Source organism: Enterococcus sp. AZ079 (genome assembly GCF_050547255.1).
GTDB classification, from domain to species: domain Bacteria; phylum Bacillota; class Bacilli; order Lactobacillales; family Enterococcaceae; genus Enterococcus_D; species Enterococcus_D casseliflavus.
In genome coordinates, this window is sequence record NZ_CP172955.1 from 2510279 (window position 1) to 2527148 (window position 16870).

14 protein-coding genes and 1 tRNA gene are annotated in these 16870 nt (G+C 38.6%); 3 read left to right on the forward strand and 12 right to left on the reverse strand.

The features are described 5' to 3' along the window. Positions 1–45: 45 nt before the first annotated feature. The 8 genes from IGJ15_RS11920 to IGJ15_RS11955 all read right to left on the reverse strand — a co-directional run bounded on the left by IGJ15_RS11920 (position 46) and on the right by IGJ15_RS11955 (position 8288). The gene (locus tag IGJ15_RS11920; RefSeq protein ID WP_005225285.1) at positions 46–900 is read right to left on the reverse strand and encodes a two-component system regulatory protein YycI; all 855 of its coding nucleotides are present in this window, start codon (positions 898–900) and stop codon (positions 46–48) included. Then, complete coding sequence (locus IGJ15_RS11925; protein ID WP_010747608.1) at positions 901–2211, reverse strand: YycH family regulatory protein; 1311 nt, start codon at positions 2209–2211, stop codon at positions 901–903. Continuing rightward, positions 2208–4049, reverse strand: a complete 1842-nt coding sequence (walK, locus tag IGJ15_RS11930) for a cell wall metabolism sensor histidine kinase WalK (RefSeq protein ID WP_005225283.1) — start codon at positions 4047–4049, stop codon at positions 2208–2210. Before walK ends, IGJ15_RS11925 begins: the two co-directional genes overlap by 4 nt. A 3-nt stretch (positions 4050–4052) precedes the next feature. Further along, entirely contained in the window at positions 4053–4757 is a 705-nt protein-coding gene (gene yycF / locus IGJ15_RS11935) for a response regulator YycF (RefSeq protein ID WP_010747607.1), read from the reverse strand. 132 nt (positions 4758–4889) lie between these two features. After that, a complete protein-coding gene (locus IGJ15_RS11940; RefSeq protein WP_010747606.1) occupies positions 4890–5750 on the reverse strand; it encodes a DegV family protein in 861 nt (286 codons plus the stop codon). Beyond that, positions 5743–6309 (reverse strand): DUF1836 domain-containing protein, encoded by a 567-nt coding sequence (locus IGJ15_RS11945; RefSeq protein WP_010747605.1) that lies wholly within the window; start codon positions 6307–6309, stop codon positions 5743–5745. The genes IGJ15_RS11940 and IGJ15_RS11945 overlap by 8 nt, the downstream gene beginning before the upstream one ends. Before the next feature lie 494 nt (positions 6310–6803). Next, complete coding sequence (locus tag IGJ15_RS11950; protein ID WP_086332098.1) at positions 6804–8021, reverse strand: tyrosine-type recombinase/integrase; 1218 nt, start codon at positions 8019–8021, stop codon at positions 6804–6806. Between the two features lie 30 nt (positions 8022–8051). Then, a complete protein-coding gene (locus tag IGJ15_RS11955) occupies positions 8052–8288 on the reverse strand; it encodes a helix-turn-helix domain-containing protein (RefSeq protein WP_010747603.1) in 237 nt (78 codons plus the stop codon). 78 nt (positions 8289–8366) lie between these two features. Between IGJ15_RS11955 and IGJ15_RS11960 the strand changes: the two genes are divergently transcribed. Continuing rightward, positions 8367–8439: transfer RNA gene (locus tag IGJ15_RS11960), tRNA-Lys, on the forward strand. Between the two features lie 525 nt (positions 8440–8964). Here the strand turns inward: IGJ15_RS11960 and IGJ15_RS11965 are convergent. The 3 genes from IGJ15_RS11965 to IGJ15_RS11975 all read right to left on the reverse strand — a co-directional run bounded on the left by IGJ15_RS11965 (position 8965) and on the right by IGJ15_RS11975 (position 11794). After that, positions 8965–9360 (reverse strand): hypothetical protein, encoded by a 396-nt coding sequence (locus IGJ15_RS11965; protein WP_010747602.1) that lies wholly within the window; start codon positions 9358–9360, stop codon positions 8965–8967. A 13-nt stretch (positions 9361–9373) separates the two neighbouring features. Further along, on the reverse strand, positions 9374–10114 hold the full coding sequence (locus tag IGJ15_RS11970) for a helix-turn-helix domain-containing protein (RefSeq protein WP_010747601.1): 741 nt from the start codon (positions 10112–10114) through the stop codon (positions 9374–9376). A 1374-nt stretch (positions 10115–11488) separates the two neighbouring features. Beyond that, positions 11489–11794: a DUF7006 family protein gene (locus IGJ15_RS11975; RefSeq protein WP_010747600.1), complete on the reverse strand. Its 306-nt coding sequence runs from the start codon at positions 11792–11794 to the stop codon at positions 11489–11491. A 319-nt stretch (positions 11795–12113) separates the two neighbouring features. On the opposite strand from IGJ15_RS11975, the gene IGJ15_RS11980 reads away from it, so the two are divergent. Continuing rightward, positions 12114–13265 (forward strand): IS110 family transposase, encoded by a 1152-nt coding sequence (locus IGJ15_RS11980; protein ID WP_010747599.1) that lies wholly within the window; start codon positions 12114–12116, stop codon positions 13263–13265. A 317-nt stretch (positions 13266–13582) separates the two neighbouring features. After that, on the forward strand, positions 13583–14878 hold the full coding sequence (locus tag IGJ15_RS11985) for an ISL3-like element ISEfa11 family transposase (protein ID WP_016249833.1): 1296 nt from the start codon (positions 13583–13585) through the stop codon (positions 14876–14878). 446 nt (positions 14879–15324) lie between these two features. Here the strand turns inward: IGJ15_RS11985 and IGJ15_RS11990 are convergent, their stop codons facing one another. Next, positions 15325–16863 carry a glycoside hydrolase family 43 protein gene (locus IGJ15_RS11990; protein WP_010747596.1) on the reverse strand — a complete coding sequence of 513 codons (1539 nt, stop codon included), beginning with the start codon at positions 16861–16863 and terminating at the stop codon, positions 15325–15327. Between the last annotated feature and the right edge of the window lie 7 nt (positions 16864–16870).

The following is a 16870-nucleotide window of genomic DNA, read 5'->3' on the forward strand; positions in this document are numbered from 1 at the left end:
ACTTCCTCTCTGGTTGTTTCAACGAGTTCCATTATACCCGCTTTTTTATGGATTTTCTACCTTTTGAACGGCATTATTCGTGATGATCCGATTGCTAAAGGCATTGACCGTTTCGATTTGGATGGTGTCATCGCCATCTAATTGGAACGCAATAAACCATGCAGGAATATACACATTTTTTTCCCTAACCTTCAAAATCATCGTATAGGCTAATTCCGTCCAGAGAATTTTCGAGTGACTCGGCAGCTTGTTGTTTAGATAAAGCGTATTTACTGCTTCTTTTTCAGAATAAACCGTCATCTTTTCCCTTAGAGGCGTAATATTGGAGATATGTGTTTGCGTGTAACGGGCAATCTGCAATAGATCATCCGTTTGTTCTAAGGTGATATCGATTCGACTTGAGCTGTCATTGAAAGGAATGCCTTCATAGGATTGAACCGCCACCACGGTCGGATGATTGGCGTTCAAGACAGAGAGGTTTTCCAAATAGTCATATTCATCCCCAAACAGGACTTGATCTTTTCGTTGCAAAAAACCATTGACGGTTTCTTCCGTTTGGGAATCATCACTGATGTAAAAGCCATTGGTTGAGACATGGATCAACTGCTGCCCTTTGACCGTCGACCCTCTTTTGAACTGCGTATTGAGTTGCGGATTTCGTAACTCCACATCAAAATCCGTCTGTTCACCGCTCAAATAATAGCCACTCAAGACCTCATCTGATAATTCGCCAGAATACCGAATGTCCTCAGACTCGAGGCGTTGTTCGATAGGAATCGTTTGGTTTGATTGTGAAACCATCTGATGCTCGCTGCGAGCCTCACTGTAAACATTGAATAAAAAGACGTTCAGACCAAGAAAAGCGAGGAAAAAAATCCATTCGATTCGTTTAAAATCCAATTAATTCTCCTCCGTTTCTGCTAATTTTGTCATTAATACATCATAACTGATCCAAGACGAGTCATAATTGACATACCAAGCAGGCGTCAAATCAACGAGTGGTGCATCTTTGATCTCCCCCCATTGATAGCCAACGATGATCTGTTGCAATAATTCCGGATCAGCCCCTGCCGCAATCAGCTCATTTTTGACTGACAAACTAGAGGGCAATTCAATCTCGGTTTCAGAAGGAATCGGCACTTGAATCGCGTTCAAACTGGCAGAAATCGTCATTTCCCGACTGCCGGTCTGACCACTTTCTGAAAAAGCCACACTGATCACCCCTTGACCACCAGTACTAAAGACTGGATAGCCTTCAACGAAGACCCGATAATCCAAGTGCTTGTCTTGTTGATCAAAATAGCGAATCGTCCCAAAATTGTTGCCTAAACGAATAATATAATCCGCACTCAACATCGCCAGGTCCGTTTCATCGGAACCGTCTGTGGTAGTTTCAAACTTGACTTGCTGCTGATCTTGCAAGACCGTCATGTTTTGCCCACCTTCATAATAGTAGGTATCGACACTTTCATCATTGATCTTGACGTTTTTAGGATTGCTGAAAAAGGCTTCTCGAAACAAGCTCTGAGATTGGGTCGAAGAATAGTAGCTGTATTTTTTCAGCTTAATCGAATCCTGCGTATAATATTGCTTGCTGGATCGTTCTTCATCTGCCACCATTGTCGTCCATTCCCGAGGGTTGTCTGCTAGTAAGTGTTTTACTTGGCTTTTGTCCCAGTCGATTTTGCCTCGCACCACTCGTTGATGGGTAAAATCAACAAATTGGATCGTGTTTTCTTCAAAGTCAAACTGGATGCGGGAAAACGGAAAATCCTCTGTTTCACTTTCGTCCTCTAAGGACAGCTCTTTTTCAAAGGTTTTCTCATAATCTTTCAAGTAAAACGTCGTATAGTAGTTTAAGGACACCCCTTGATTGACTTCTTGGGCTTTTGAAAAAGCTTGTTCCTCGCCATAGGTCCGCAGCGTCAAATCACTGATCGTTGCCTCATTGATCACCTCTTGGATCTCTCGAATCACCGCTTCAGAGTTGGTTTCTTTGATCGCGTCCTCGTCATTCCAAGTCAAATACAGGGGCAAAAACAAATCGCTTTTTTGTTTGTAGGTTTGAACCGAAGGATTGACGCCGGTATCTGTTTCCGTGCTGGCATTGTTGAACCCAGTCGGATTCAGCCAAATCATATAGGAGAAATAAAAACTCAAGGCGATCATCACGATCAAGCCTACACGAATGATTTTTTCTGAGATTCTCATACCCACCAATCCTCCTCATACGGTTCATACGGCAACATGATGTAAAATGTTGACCCGCGATTTTCTCGACTTTCCGCCCAAATCGCACCGCCATGAGCTTTGATGACTTCTCGTGAGATCGCCAATCCTAAGCCAGTACCTCCTTGCTGACGGGCACGAGCTTTGTCGACTCGGTAAAAACGATCAAAGATCTTCGTGAGATCTTTTTTCGGAATCCCTAGTCCTTGGTCATTGATGCTAAGTACGATGTTGTTATGGGTCTCCATCAATTTCACCGTAATGATCCCGCCATCTGGCGAATATTTGATGGCATTATTCATGATGTTATCGATCACTTGGATCATTTTATCGGTGTCGACTTCCACCCACAATTCTCGTTTAGTGAACTCCCGACGAATCAAGTATTTTTTGCTTTCATTCGTCACCATCATGTCAAAACGATCCAACACGAAATTGACCATCTCATTGAAGTTGATGTATTCCAGCTGCAGTTGCGAATTGCCGCTATCCATCCGCGACAGACTCAACAAGTCATTGATCATCCGAATCATTCGATCCGTTTCATCCAACGTCACTTTCAAAAAGTTCGGCGCAATTTCCGGGTCTTTCCAAGCACCCTCACTCAACGCTTCGATGTAGCTGCGCATACTCGTTAATGGTGTCCGTAACTCATGAGAAACGTTGGAAACGAACTCTCGCCGTTCCTGTTCATTTTTTTCTTGCTCTGTAACATCGTGCATCACCGCAACTAACCCAGAAATAAAGCCAGACTCCCGACGAATCATGGAGAAATCGATACGCAAAATCATATTTGTTCCCGTCAAATCATTGCTAGGACGCTCCAACAGCATGTCTTCAGGATTTTCCAAAAGCTTTCGTAACGTGTATTCTTCATCGATTTCCAATAACGTCAAAATCGACTGCCCGATCGCTTCTTCGTTGCTGACATTTAACAAGGACATCGCCATCTCATTGATGGTAATGACTTTGCCTCGTCGATCGGTGGCAACAACGCCGTCTGTCATGTGAGACAAGACGCTGTCCAAGCGGTTTCGCTCAGATTCCATCGCCTCTTGAGTCTCTTCGATTCGTTCTCCTAGTTGATTAAAGGTCTCCGCCAGTTGCCCCAATTCATCTTTTCCATGAATCGCGACCTTGCGGCTATAATCTCCTTTGGCGATGCGAATCGCTTGTTCGCGCATCTCTCCGATCGGTTGGGTGATGGAACGAGAGACCAATAGTGCCACAATGATCGAAATCACTGCCGCAATCAGCGAGGCTGTCACAAAAATGACCGCAGTCGTACTGACTTCATTGTATTTTGACTCAAGATTGCTCCGTAAATAAAGGGTTCCTAAAACGGTATCCCCTGTCGGAGATTGGATCGACTGCACGATATTGAACACCCGCTGGCCGCTGGATTCATCATAGAGGACTTCACTGCGGTTCGTATCGTAATCACGGTAATCATTTTTTTCTCCCACCGAGCCACGATCATTGATATTGGTGGTTGCACGAATGATCCCTTGCTCATCCACCACCCGCATCTCCAAAATTTCCGATGAGTTGGTACTCGTTAAGATTCGATTCAAGGAAGCATTCATGGAATCCCAATCTAAACCGTCATCATTATCCATTCGACTCAATTCAGAGCCTAATGTTACCACTAACGTGCTGGCACGTGCCTCCATGTCGCGTTTGAAGGCATCGACCGTTGTTCTTTCCAATTCGCGAATAAAATACGCCCCGATAATCTGGATCGCAATCAATAAGATCAAGATAAAAGTCAGGGCGATTTTGAAGTTCACCGATTGAAAAAAGCGAACTTTATTTTTCATAGCTTATTCCTGTTCTGGGTTCCGCAAGTAATAGCCCACTCCGCGACGAGTAACCAAATAATTTGGATGGCTCGGGCTGTCTTCGATTTTTTCACGTAAACGACGCACCGTCACGTCAACGGTCCGGACATCACCAAAGTAGTCATAGCCCCAAACCGTTTGCAATAAATGCTCCCGGGTCATCACTTGACCAAGATGTTTTGCCAAGTAGTGCATCAATTCAAACTCCCGGTGCGTCAATTCGATGGCTGCACCATTTTTAGTGACCATGTACGCATCAGGATGAATGGTTAAATCACCAATCGTTAATTCGCTGTTGGCGTTATCGTCTGCTTCCTTCGCAGCTGCCGAGCCGCGACGCAGATTGGCTTTGACGCGGGCCACCAATTCCCGGTTTGAAAATGGTTTGGTTACATAATCGTCCGCACCAAGCTCGAGGCCTAGTACTTTATCGATTTCAGAATCTTTGGCTGTGACCATGATGATCGGCATGTCATGGGTTTTGCGCACTTCCCGTGCAACTTCCAACCCATCCATTTTTGGTAGCATCAAATCAAGCAAAATCAGATCAGGATCGACCTCGGCTACTTTTTCTAATGCCTCTTCTCCATCATAGGCGGTATATACTTCATATCCTTCTTTGGTTAAATTAAATTTGACGATATCAGAAATTGGTTTCTCATCGTCCACGACTAGGATCTTTTTCAAAAATGTCACCTCAATTTTTTTTGGTTTCTTACTTATTATACATTATTTAAACGGGCTTTTCATCTTTCCCAAAAACCGCGGCCTTATTCTTAAGGAAAGCACAAAAAAAGAAAGGCACGGGGCCTTTCTTTTTTACTCTTCTAAAAGCTGGATACCGATCCCTAACAACCCAGGACCCGTGTGGACGACTAATGCGGGAGAAATTTGTCCAAATAAGATTTCTTTGACCTTAGGAAATTCGGCTTCTAATCGTGCTTTCATCTCTTTGGCTTCTTGCAGTGCATCACCTTGCGCCACGGCTAAACGCACATGGCGATGATCACCGATGAATTGCTTGATCAAGTCAACGGTTTTGTCCAAGCTTTTCTTCCGTCCACGAGATTTTGCGACCGTATAGTAGATCCCTTCTTCATTACAAGAGATAATTGGATTCAATTTCAAGGCATTGCCTAAGATAGATGCAACCAGACCGATCCGGCCGCCTTTTTGTAAATACTCTAAGGTAGCTACGTTGAAAAAGACTTTGTTTTTTGGCACTTCATTCGTTAATTGTGCCCGCAGTTCTTCCCAAGTCACGCCTTTTTCTAACAGTTCTGCTGCACGAATCGCTTGCAGCCCTGCACCGATCCCGATATTTTTCGTATCAAGCACGAAAACCTCAAGATCCGTCCGTTGTTCACCCAACAGGCGAACGACGTTAAACGTTCCGCTCAATCCGCTGGAGATGGTTACGGCAAAGACTTTCTCATACCCATCGCCTTTGATCCGATCAAAGATTTCCCCGATCGCAGCACCGTCAGGTAACGAGGTACTAGGGATCTCTTGCGGCAAGCGCTCGTAGATTTCTTCCGCAGTAATATCAACTTTATCGGTATAGGTCCGATCCTTGTAGATTATTTGCAATGGCAGCATATACATGCCGTATTGCTCCATGATCTGTGCGGGAACATCGGTACCTGAATCAACTAATAGGGCAATTTTCTCTTTATTCATGGGCTTCTCCTTTATGTGTTTCTAAATAAATGACTTCTAATTCAATCGTTTTTTCTGCCAATAGTTTGTTGGCAAAGGAACGCGTCGCACCTTTCATGGCTACTAATTCAATTGGGATCGGTTCCGACGTCATTTGTTCGGGTTCTCCCATCGCTTCTTTGCCGACAAGGTGGATCGCTTTTTCTTGTTCTTCACAAAATACATTGTAGGCATTTCTGATGCCGACAACTTTCCCTTGAAAAAGGATCCCCGTCTTTATTTCAGGAATCGTCAGCACTTGCTTGAGCATCGTGATCGCAATCAAAAATGCGAGATGCTTTTGATTGTAACGTTTCTTCTCTGGTGCTGGAATCATCCCTTTTTTGACATAATTATTGACCATGGAAGAGGTCAATAGCGGATGCTTTTCCGTTTGGATCACCGGCGATAAATATTGATCGATCAATGTGATCACCTGATCCATATACAGTTCCAGCGTTGGCAATTCTTCCCATCTCGGCAGGTGGAATTTCAGCAATGAATTGCCCCAATTTTTCATGTCTGCTTGTAATTTTTCCATGTTATCCTCCATTTTGACGAACAGAAGGTTAAATTATCACAAACTAATCATCTAGTTTTGATAACTAGATACATTTTATCACGGTTTTCTTAGTTTTTAAAGCAATCTGATCAATCTTTTAAGAATTTCCTATCATTTGAATTTGGGAAACAAATGGTGTTTTATTAAGATAACGCCAGTTTCTCAACTGAAAAAGCGCATATTTTTTTCAAAAGAATGATTGATTTTTCAACAATGGAGTGCTAAGATAATGAAGTACTTTTGGTACGGGCCGTTAGCTCAGTTGGTAGAGCAGCTGACTCTTAATCACCTGCCCTCTTATGTAGAGGTATGTTTATAAAAGTTGATATGTAGAGGTTTTAATGAGGTTTACTTAGTTGATAATCTTCAAGCCATTTTATTGCCAACAATTTGCCAACAAAATGACAGATTTTTTTTTAATAGTAATCGTTCAAAGACTTGCCATTCAATTTTGATCAAGTCTTTTTTGTTATTTATTTTTTGAATCCAAATGTATTAGCTAAATTTTCTGCAGAAGCATATTTAAAGCTTGGATCAAGGTGTGCGTAAAGATTAGCAGTTGTCGTATAAGAGGCATGACCAAGCCACTCTTGAACCTTCTTCATGTGCTCACCATTTCCAATCATTATAGAAGCGGTTGTGTGTCTCAAATCGTGGAATCGTATCCTTTTTATATTGTTTCTCTTGATTACCTTCGCAAATCGTTTGGAAACGAAATCTGGTCTTATGATATTGCCATTTTCCATGGTAAAGAGGTAATCGTCGTCTTCGTAGTTATATTCAGCTCCGAAAAGCTTTTTATTTTTTTCCTTCCACCTAGCTAATTTCACTAACTCCTCTTCAACTGTTTCTATTAAAGGAACAGAACGATAGCTGGAAGCATTTTTAGTTCTGTCTTCTTTAAGAACAGTTGTTAAGTCTTCTTTATTTTCCAAAACTACATGTTTAATGGTAATCGTCTTATTCACAAAATCAATCGCATCCCATTTAAGCCCTAAAACTTCACTTCTCCTAAATCCATAAAATACTGTTAATAGAATTATTGGATAGAGCTTCTCACCTTTGAATATTTGAAGTAGTTTTAGCACATCATCCTTTGTGTAAAAGTTTGGCACGAAGGAGTCCTTTTTTGGTCTACGTACACGGTCAGCAATATTTTTATCTATCTGTTCTGTCATAAAAGCTTCCTGTAAAGCTTTTCTAATAAAGGCGTGATAGTGTAGAGCAGTATTTCCAGTGCACCCATCGTCTAATATTTTTTGATAGAACCTTTGCAAGTGGACCGGTTTTAAATCAGATAACATAATTCCACTTGGTCCAAAATAATCCTTTATCCTGATATCGATGTAACGTTTATAACTAAAGTAAGACGTTTTAGACAGTTGTGGTTTAGCAGTTTCAAGATAACTATATAGGTAATCGACAAAAGGTGTTTCGGTTCTTTCCTGTTTTAAAACAAGATAATCCTCTTGTTTCATAGCAATTTCTTGCTCAATCTCAGATATAAATTGGTCTTTTATTCTTTCAGCTCTTTTTTTATTTCCTTTCTTTTTTAGTTTGGTATCTCTCCATCGTTGAGAAGTTTTTCCAAAATCATCTTTTATTGTTACAACAACTTGGAGAGTTCCTCTTTTTTCTACAATATTCGCTCGTAATTTTAATTCAAATCCTCCTAAAACTGAAAAAAGCAAGCTGTGGAAAACGCAATTCTAACACCTTTATTATACCATAGCCTGCGTATGCTCATCTGCCACATTTTGGGCATCTTGTAAGTATTCGATCACACACTTTTTAGGAATCTTGTAGTTGCTGCCTATCTTGACATGTTTTATCTTGTTCGCTTTTAGTAACCCATAAGCTTTATTTCTACCTATCCCTCCTAACATTTCTCTCAATTCATTTATTCCAACCAGATCTTTATAGTTCTCAAACATGACGTCATAAATGTTTCGATCCATTTTTACCTCCTAAAAAAACCATAGATTATTGTTGCCAACATTTTAAAATAGTGATACTATATCAAAGTAATAAATTTTGGGCCATTAGCTTAGTTGGTAGAGCACTTGACTCTTAATCAAGGTGTCGAAGGTTCGAGTCCTTCATGGCCCATTGGGTGCCAAACCCACGGAACAGGTAAATGTTGGTGCGAAAGCATTTCGAAAACATTTATGCTGTTCCTTTTTTTATTTTAAACATTTTCTAAACCACCTTGGAAAAGGTACACAGGAGTCTCCTCCTCCCCCTGTTCATCAGCGGGACGCTTACGTGAGTATCATTATCTTCAACAATTATCTCTTTGCCTAAAGTTTCCATGCTTTAGTCACAACTTTTGATCTATCGCTCCTTCAAATCTAAGAGATCTTGGCGCCAAAAGTTGCCTGCTACTTAATCACTGAAAAGAATTTAGAAAATGGGCTATTCTGTTATCAATGAGCAATAAAAGAACGAAAGCGTTCCTTTCTAAAATAGTTTTACCAAATTTTTTTCAGAAGATATATAAGTACAGGCTAGAATGACACATATTGAAAAGTAGATGATCCAAAACACAAAGACTAGTGATTCTAAAAGAATAGTATGCCCCCTATCTTCAATTAATTGTTAGTGACTAAAGACACCACTAGATAAATTTATCGTTCACTTTGATTTTCTTCTATATTGATAATATCCCCTATATGCTCGCTCAACATTAATCTGAGCATCATCGTGCATCCTCTTAAGATAGTTGCTTTGCAAATTACTATAAGATATAGATACTAGCTTTTCTTTCACCAAGTATTCATAAATAGTTTTAGATCTAGTTGGAATACCTTTTTCTTTAAAAAAAGAAGCTATATATAACGAAATAATGTCATAATTATTCTTATATTTTTGGTAATCATTCTCTCTTATATATTCTTCATAAACTCTCTCCTGCGAAACTTTCTTGTCGTAGTCAAATCTATGATTCTTTAACAAAACATATTCTTTTGATAAAGTAACAATCTCATCCATGATTTCTATTATACGAGCTTCTATTTCTCTACTTCCCATATCACTTTCACCTCTAAATAGTTAAGCTATGCTCTTTCCAAGAATTAAAATAATTTTGTCTATATTCTTTTGGAGATACCCCAGTTTCCCTTTTAAAAAAAATAGTAAATGCACTAGCGTTAAAGAAACCAGTTTTCTCGCCAATCTCAAAAATTTTTTCATCTGTCGATTCCAACAAATTTTTCGCCAACGTAATTTTGATATCATTAATTAAATCCTGAGGCACTTTATTTATTTTATTCATACAAAATCGATTTAAAGTTGGTTTAGACATATGCATAAACTCCGCCAAGTCACTAACGGTCAAATTTCCAGATAAATTCTCTTGTATAAATGCTATTAATTTAAATATTTCAAAGTATTCTTTCAGCGTTGAAAGATTCAATCTAAATGTCTTTCTTATTATCATTTCGATAGCGGGATTCACTACATACGTTCGATCTCTCGTTTCAAACCTTGTAAAAAGTAATTGAATTAAGCTAGATAACTCTTGATTGATTATCAGATCAATTTTTTTAATATAGTTTGAAGAAGGCTCGCAGAACAAATTCAACTCGACAATAATGATTTGATTCAATAGGCTCTGCGAAAGATATTGAAAAATCATATGAGATTCTATCAGAATTATTTCCACCTCAGATTTCTCCATGTACAGTCCTTTCTTCGTCAACAGGATAGCCCAACCATTTTCGCAATGATCATTTGGAGAATAGTTATTACCATTTGTATAATAGATGTTTTTGATTTCTATCATTCTTTTCACCCTCCTACATTATGCTACTAAATTTATTTGTAGAAGTTGACATATTCTGTGCCTGTTTATCAACTTCTTAATCCACTTTTATCATATAAAACAAATAACTAAAACGATTTCAAACAATGATGATTAAAAATGCAAAATTATTGATTCGAATTACAAATTATTATTTTAACTTCTAAATATTTCAATCCATCAATGTTATATTATCAGTATATATTTTTCTTTATTACGTAATTTAATACACAATCCAAAATTCAATAAAATATATCACTTATTAAGAAATAGCACAGATTAAAAATCTGTATAAATGAATTAAAAATAACTTCTAACTTTAATTATCAGAATTTCACGTCTGCTCAAGAAGTCCTGCAAAAAATACTTTTTAACAATCAAATAATGTAGCAGAATTTTCGAACGTCTAAAGCTCACTGTTTAAAAGTTAATTGAAGCCTTTACAGATACAGACCCGAATTTATTCTTTCTTCTTGTTTGTTAAACTTCCCCAAACTTTGTATAACGGTTTTCGAGTAAATCTTCTAACATAAGTAGAAAAAGTCATCACTAATGCGATGATTTATCCTCATTCTAAAAGAAAAATAAATGATAACAATTCCCATACAAAGACAATAATACGAGTATCCCACGGATTTGAATCATCTAGGAAATTGAGAATCAAGAGCTTTTTAATAATAAGTTGTTCAATGTTGGAAAACAAAAAATCTGAGCCAGAATTAGGTTCATCTGACACAGATTTTATTTTGGACAACTAATCAATCCTTAATAACTAAGGTCTTTTGATCATGTAATAAATTCCAATCTACTTATTATGACATGACTGGGAAACTCAAAATCCAATATTTCACGTATTAAAAAGTTATTTCTGCATTACTTTTAAAATCATTGTTTATGCTTTGTGAAATCCTGGAATGTAAAAAGTTAGAATTCATGCTAAACAAAGACCAATTTTTTAATGTTCTTTGTTTTGATTTCATATTCTTCCGCCATTGACTTTTCAGTAAATAGTTTTTTCCGTTTGTGTCAATTTTTCTTGGTAATCAAAAAAAGCTGTATCTCTACACAGAAAAGGAAACTACTATATTACATTCCACGTTCACAGTGTGACCAAATAGAGAGAATCTTAATCGTTTTTGCTTGCTTCATCAACACTGTATACTAGACGGCGTTTGATATTGAGTTATCTTGAAAAGTATGGTAAGTCTATTGTAAATGTGGAAAATTTAAATCGTATTGGCAGTCTGAATGTTCCAAAGATTAAAACAATTTTTAGGTAACTTACACATTGATTAACTTTCACTTCCTTCTATTATCAAGAGATATTAAAAATCATTGAGTTTTTCGTTTTCATGCTTAAATCATAGTACATAACTCTTTAAAATAGGTTCGATAATCGTTTTTGGTGATTCGAATGATTTCTGTACTTGAAAATTCTTGAATTTTGCTCAATTCCACTAAAAGATTCAACTTCGCAACAAGCCCTAGTATTTCTGGAAAGTCTTGCCAAAATGTTGTTTTTGAAATATTCTCAGTCAGCTCTAGCAGTCTGACTATGTGTTTATTAATATACTCTCGAGTTTCTACTGTATCTCTGCGTGACTCACCTAATTCTTGCCAAAAATAGTTTGTATAATCTTTTTCTATTGTAAATAGAAGCATATTTATTCTCCTTGTATATTAGAGTTAGGGTTTTAACCTTCCGGTTTTGATTGGATAACCCTATGAACCATCGTTATTTTAATTTGGTATTAACTCATTCATTTTGAGATAATATATTTATTGGATTGAGAGGCTATGCCGTTGCCTCCTTGAGTTTTGAAGCTCGTAATCGAAAGACTGGCACCTCTCTCTGATAAGTGGATTACGTATGAGTTAGATGTTGAAAGTTTTTGCTTTACTCCGTATCTCGTACAAGGTAGTGACGCTTTTCAGTTGAGCGGGTTTCAATCCAAAATATTTTTTTAGAAAGGTCAAATGTATGTACTTCTTAGGAATTGATATCGGCAAGCGAACTCACGTGGCTTCTTTAATGAGTGAAGAAGGTAAAGTGATCCTAAAAGGTTTTTCTTTCCCTAACACTACTGAAGGAGCTGATTCCCTGATTGAGCGGCTTTCAAAATATTCAGAGACTCCCGCTGACTTTATTGTCGGAATGGAAGCTACGGGTCATTATTGGCTCTCCATCTTTTCATACCTCCACGAATCAGACTTTTTGATTCACGTTGTGAATCCTCTTCAAACCGATGGCTGGCGCAAAGGAACAGAAATCAGAAAACGAAAAAATGATATTATTGATTCTGTTTTGATTGCTGACTTGATGCGTTATGGTTCCTTTGTAGAAACAGTATTGTCTGATGAAAATGTTTTTTCGTTAAAACAACTTTCACGTTACCGAACCTATTTAGTAGGTACCGCAAGCGACTTCAAACGAAAAATCATAGCTGTACTAGATCAAGTGTTTCCTGAATATGCATCAATTTTTTCTAAACAAGGTATTTTCGGAAAAGCGTCTAAAGAGTTATTGCTTGAGTTTAGTTCTCCTATAGAGCTAGAAGAAATTTCGGCAGAAACGTTGGCTCAATACTTAGCTGAGTTAAGCAGGAACCGAATAAAGCCAGAGAAAGCAGATCAATTGAAGCAAGCAGCTTCTAACTCCTTTGGAGTGAAATTTGCTCAAGAAGCTTTTACATTTCAATTACGCTCCATGATTGAACAATTGAAATTCATCGAAAGCCAAGTAAAAGAAACTGAAAAAGAAATTAAGCGCATAATGAGTAATTTAGACTCTGTTATTCTCACAATCCCTGGAATCGGCCCTATAAATGGCGCGACAATTCTTGGTGAAATTGGAGACATTCGCAAATTTTCTAATCCGAAAAAACTGGTTGCTTATGCTGGCATAGACGCGTCTGTGTCCCAATCTGGGCAATACGAAGCAACACATAATGTTATGAGCAAGCGTGGATCTCCATACTTACGAAAAGCCTTGTTTTCAGCTGCTCTAGTTGCTTCTCAATGTGATCCTGTTTTTCGCGCGTTTTATCAGAAAAAAATTTCTGAGGGAAAGCATCATCTGACGGCCTTAGGTGCTGTTTCTCGTAAGCTTTGTTGTTTGGCTAATGCGGCATAGTTCGGTTTGATTTCGTTGATCACGTAGATCATCACTCCTTCGCGTATATCTTTTCTCATCCCTGAACCTCCGTTTCATTTGGGATAAGAAGAGCATACAAAAATGTAGGAAAACCAACAATTTTAAATTGCCATTTTCCTACATTTTATCGTTGCCGTTAACACCTAGACGGACTTTATTTGGCTCTATAATTTATGGGACTGATGAATCAGAATTGATTCTTCAGCCCCATTTTCATTTTAGGTATTAAAAAACATATCGTTCTCTAGTATGATTAAATCACCACAAAATAAACAACTGAGAGGACGATATGCTATATGAATGATTCTATCAAAAAAATGCTGAGAATAATAGAGAAAGATTTGATGATTACAGAGGTCTCTTACGAGACCCTTCAGAAGAAAAAGACGTTGGTCGTCGATGCTGTTCTCTCGCCTACTCCTCGTGCTTGTAGAAGTTGTGGTTCTACTGTGGTAGATGGAAACGGGAAAGCAATTATAGTGAAAAATGGGAAGAAGGAAACAATTGTCCGTTTTGAACAATACAATCATATGCCTTTGGTTATGCGCCTAAAAAAGCAGCGCTATACCTGTAAAAACTGTCGCACCCATTGGACTGCTCAAAGTTATTTTGTCCAACCCAGACATTCAATCGCAAATCATGTTAGATATAAAATTGCTTCTTTACTGACTGAAAAAGTATCTTTATCTTTTATTGCGAAAAGCTGTCAGGTATCTTTGACCACCGTTATTCGTACATTGAAAGAGTTTAAAAGCTATTTACCAAAGCAATCTAAGAAGATTCTCCCAAGAGTATTGATGGTTGATGAATTTCGTTCGCATGCTTCCATAGAAGATAAAATGAGCTTTATTTGTGCAGATGGCGAAACAGGAAAATTAATAGATGTTTTGCCTACGCGTAAATTACCTCGATTAACAAGCTATTTCTTAGGTTGTACCAATCCAGAAGAAGTAGAATTCTTGGTGACAGACATGAACGCCGCCTACTTCCAGCTCACCAAACGTGTTCTGCCAAATGCGAAAGTCGTGATTGATCGGTTTCATATTGTCAAACACATGAATCAAGCGTTCAATGAGTTGCGTATCCGTGAAATGAATGAACTTCGTAAAGCCGGACAGAAAAGCCAGGCAGAAAAACTGAAAAAGAACTGGCGCTTTTTGCTAAAAAATCGTGCAAACATCAACCATTATGAATACAAAACATGGAAAAGTTTCCGAGCACCAAAATACCCATTTCTTACTGAAGCAATGATGATTGATCGATTGCTTGAGTTTTCTCCGCCCCTAAAGGAGGCGTATCGCTTTTTTCATGAATTAGTTGAAGCCTTTCGAGACAAAGACCCTGACTTATTTTTCTCCTTATTGGCAGAACTTCCCGAAACGTTAGATGACGGCTTTCGGGAAAAGCTTCAAAACCTTCTGACCTATGAAGAAGGCATCACCAACGCAATGATCTATCCTTATTCCAATGGAAAAATAGAAGCGAAGAATACCCACATAAAGACAATGAAACGAGTATCCTACGGATTTAAATCATTCGAGAACATGAGAATTAGAATCTTTTTGATCAATCAATTAATCAATGTAAGATAACAAAAAATCTGAGCCAGAATCTGGTTCATTCTGACCCAGATTTGATTTTGCACAACTCATCAGTCCTTATTGACAAAGAGCCCTTTATTTTTCCCCCTTGCTCTCTAACACAGATCAGCTTCTTTTACTCGGCATTTATGATGATGCCATCCCCAAAATGGACGATGGCCCTCTCCCAAACGGAAGAAGGCCATCTAACTACTCAATATCTTTACTCTAAAGTTAGATCAGACTATTACTTAAAATCAAGTATTTCTCATTTAAACAGTGTGTTCCCATAACCTACTAACACACCCTTGCAGCCCTGAAGCTGCGCCAGTTGGATCAAATTTCTTAAAAATATCCTTGTATTTCTCGCGTAACAATATCTTTCGTGTAAGACACAGTATAACATATTTCCACCAAAACAGCAATTGGCCTAGAGCTTTTCTAACAAATCCCGCTTCTTAAACTTGGTAATCAAAAGACTGAAACGACGCGGTGCCTCCAATGGTTTTCCTATTATAGATAAATAGCCCGAAACGACAGCCGCTAAAATGATCCATTTTAAATGCCACCGGATGTGCCTCTCCTAATTGCAAAAAAGTCCCTTCGTTTTGGTAATAAAACCGGGTCAAATCCGTCATTTCATGAAAATCAGCGGCTACCTTTAGCGTGACTTTTCCACTTTCCCACAAAATACGAGTGGATTTACCGTTAGTTGCCTCTTTAGGCATTGCTTGCAAACTGGAATCATCTAGTTCACGGGTCTCCATGACAAGATAATACTGGCCTTCCTCTTTGGATAAACCAATAAAACCATAAGCGGATTGAAAGGCAGCTAATCCGGCACAATCCCCATCTTTCATTTTTGTCCCATCGATTGTCACGGTGGCTACACATTTTGGATAGCGCATCCGCTGTGTTAAGACGTTTGGCGTCGTTGTCACAGATTGTGCAAGCCGTGTCGTCGTTAATTCCACACAGCCACGTTTTGGATCCAATAAGAAGCCAGACAAATCCGGTTCGTGATTAAATTGCCATTGCGGTTTTAGTCGGTAAGGCGTTTTGGCTAACGTTTTAAAATCATCACTCCCTACAAGAGGCGAATACACATATTCCGGTCGATTGTCGGTAATAAAAAATTGCTGTGGCGTCTTTTCTTCTTCGCCAAAAACTGGAAAATCGTCTTGCCAAGTTACTGGTAAAAGTATGGGTAACCGTCCTACTGCACCATAATCTTGAAACAAGATCGCGTACCAGTCTCCCTTTGGCGTATCCACGATACCACCTTGGGCAATGCCTTGATTGCAATACCCGTTATCATCATTAAAGACATCACCGCCGACAAATTCACCTTCCAAATCCTCCGCCACAAAGCAAGCCTCAATCCGTCGCCAAACCTTTGGATCTGAGTGAATCAAGAAAATGTAATACTTGCCATTGATTTGATAAAAATGAGCTCCTTCATAGCCTAACCGAGGATTTTTTTCTGAGACAATCACACGATGGATGCCCCCAGCTTTCGGGCCACTGAGATCGGGTTTCAATTCCGTCAACCAGACATTACTGTTTCCATAGACGATAAAAACACGTTCCTTTTCAAACAACACGGAACAATCATGATAGAAACCTTCAATGATTTTCTTATCCCAAGGTCCCTCAATTTTTTCAGCAGTATAACAATAGGTCAAGCCGGTATCATTGGCGACAAAAAAGACATAAAAACGTCCTTCATGATATCGTAAACAGGCCGCCCACATTCCTTTGCCATAACTGTCTTTCCCCTCTGCTAAGCGCTGGCCTGCCGTACTATCCAAGCGCTCATAGACAAATGCCGCATGTTCCCAGTGCAATAAATCGTAAGAACGTAAAATTTCACAGCCAGGCATAAAGTGCATCGTAGTGGTGACCATATAATACGTATCTTCCACCCGAATGACGTCTGGATCTGGATAATCCAAGGGAATAATCGGATTCTGAATTGTTTCAAGGCTTTTCTTCATCTGTTTT

What these genes read in the sequence shown, in the direction of transcription:
- IGJ15_RS11925 (WP_010747608.1), bottom strand. Translation starts at nt 2,211, where the DNA reads ATGAGAATCTCAGAAAAAATCATTCGTGTAGGCTTGATCGTGATGATC.
- walK (WP_005225283.1), bottom strand. Translation starts at nt 4,049, where the DNA reads ATGAAAAATAAAGTTCGCTTTTTTCAATCGGTGAACTTCAAAATCGCC.
- IGJ15_RS11940 (WP_010747606.1), bottom strand. Translation starts at nt 5,750, where the DNA reads ATGAATAAAGAGAAAATTGCCCTATTAGTTGATTCAGGTACCGATGTT.
- IGJ15_RS11945 (WP_010747605.1), bottom strand. Translation starts at nt 6,309, where the DNA reads ATGGAAAAATTACAAGCAGACATGAAAAATTGGGGCAATTCATTGCTG.
- IGJ15_RS11955 (WP_010747603.1), bottom strand. Translation starts at nt 8,288, where the DNA reads ATGGATCGAAACATTTATGACGTCATGTTTGAGAACTATAAAGATCTG.
- IGJ15_RS11965 (WP_010747602.1), bottom strand. Translation starts at nt 9,360, where the DNA reads ATGGGAAGTAGAGAAATAGAAGCTCGTATAATAGAAATCATGGATGAG.
- IGJ15_RS11970 (WP_010747601.1), bottom strand. Translation starts at nt 10,114, where the DNA reads ATGATAGAAATCAAAAACATCTATTATACAAATGGTAATAACTATTCT.
- IGJ15_RS11975 (WP_010747600.1), bottom strand. Translation starts at nt 11,794, where the DNA reads ATGCTTCTATTTACAATAGAAAAAGATTATACAAACTATTTTTGGCAA.
- IGJ15_RS11980 (WP_010747599.1), top strand. Translation starts at nt 12,114, where the DNA reads ATGTACTTCTTAGGAATTGATATCGGCAAGCGAACTCACGTGGCTTCT.
- IGJ15_RS11985 (WP_016249833.1), top strand. Translation starts at nt 13,583, where the DNA reads ATGAATGATTCTATCAAAAAAATGCTGAGAATAATAGAGAAAGATTTG.
- IGJ15_RS11990 (WP_010747596.1), bottom strand. Translation starts at nt 16,863, where the DNA reads ATGAAGAAAAGCCTTGAAACAATTCAGAATCCGATTATTCCCTTGGAT.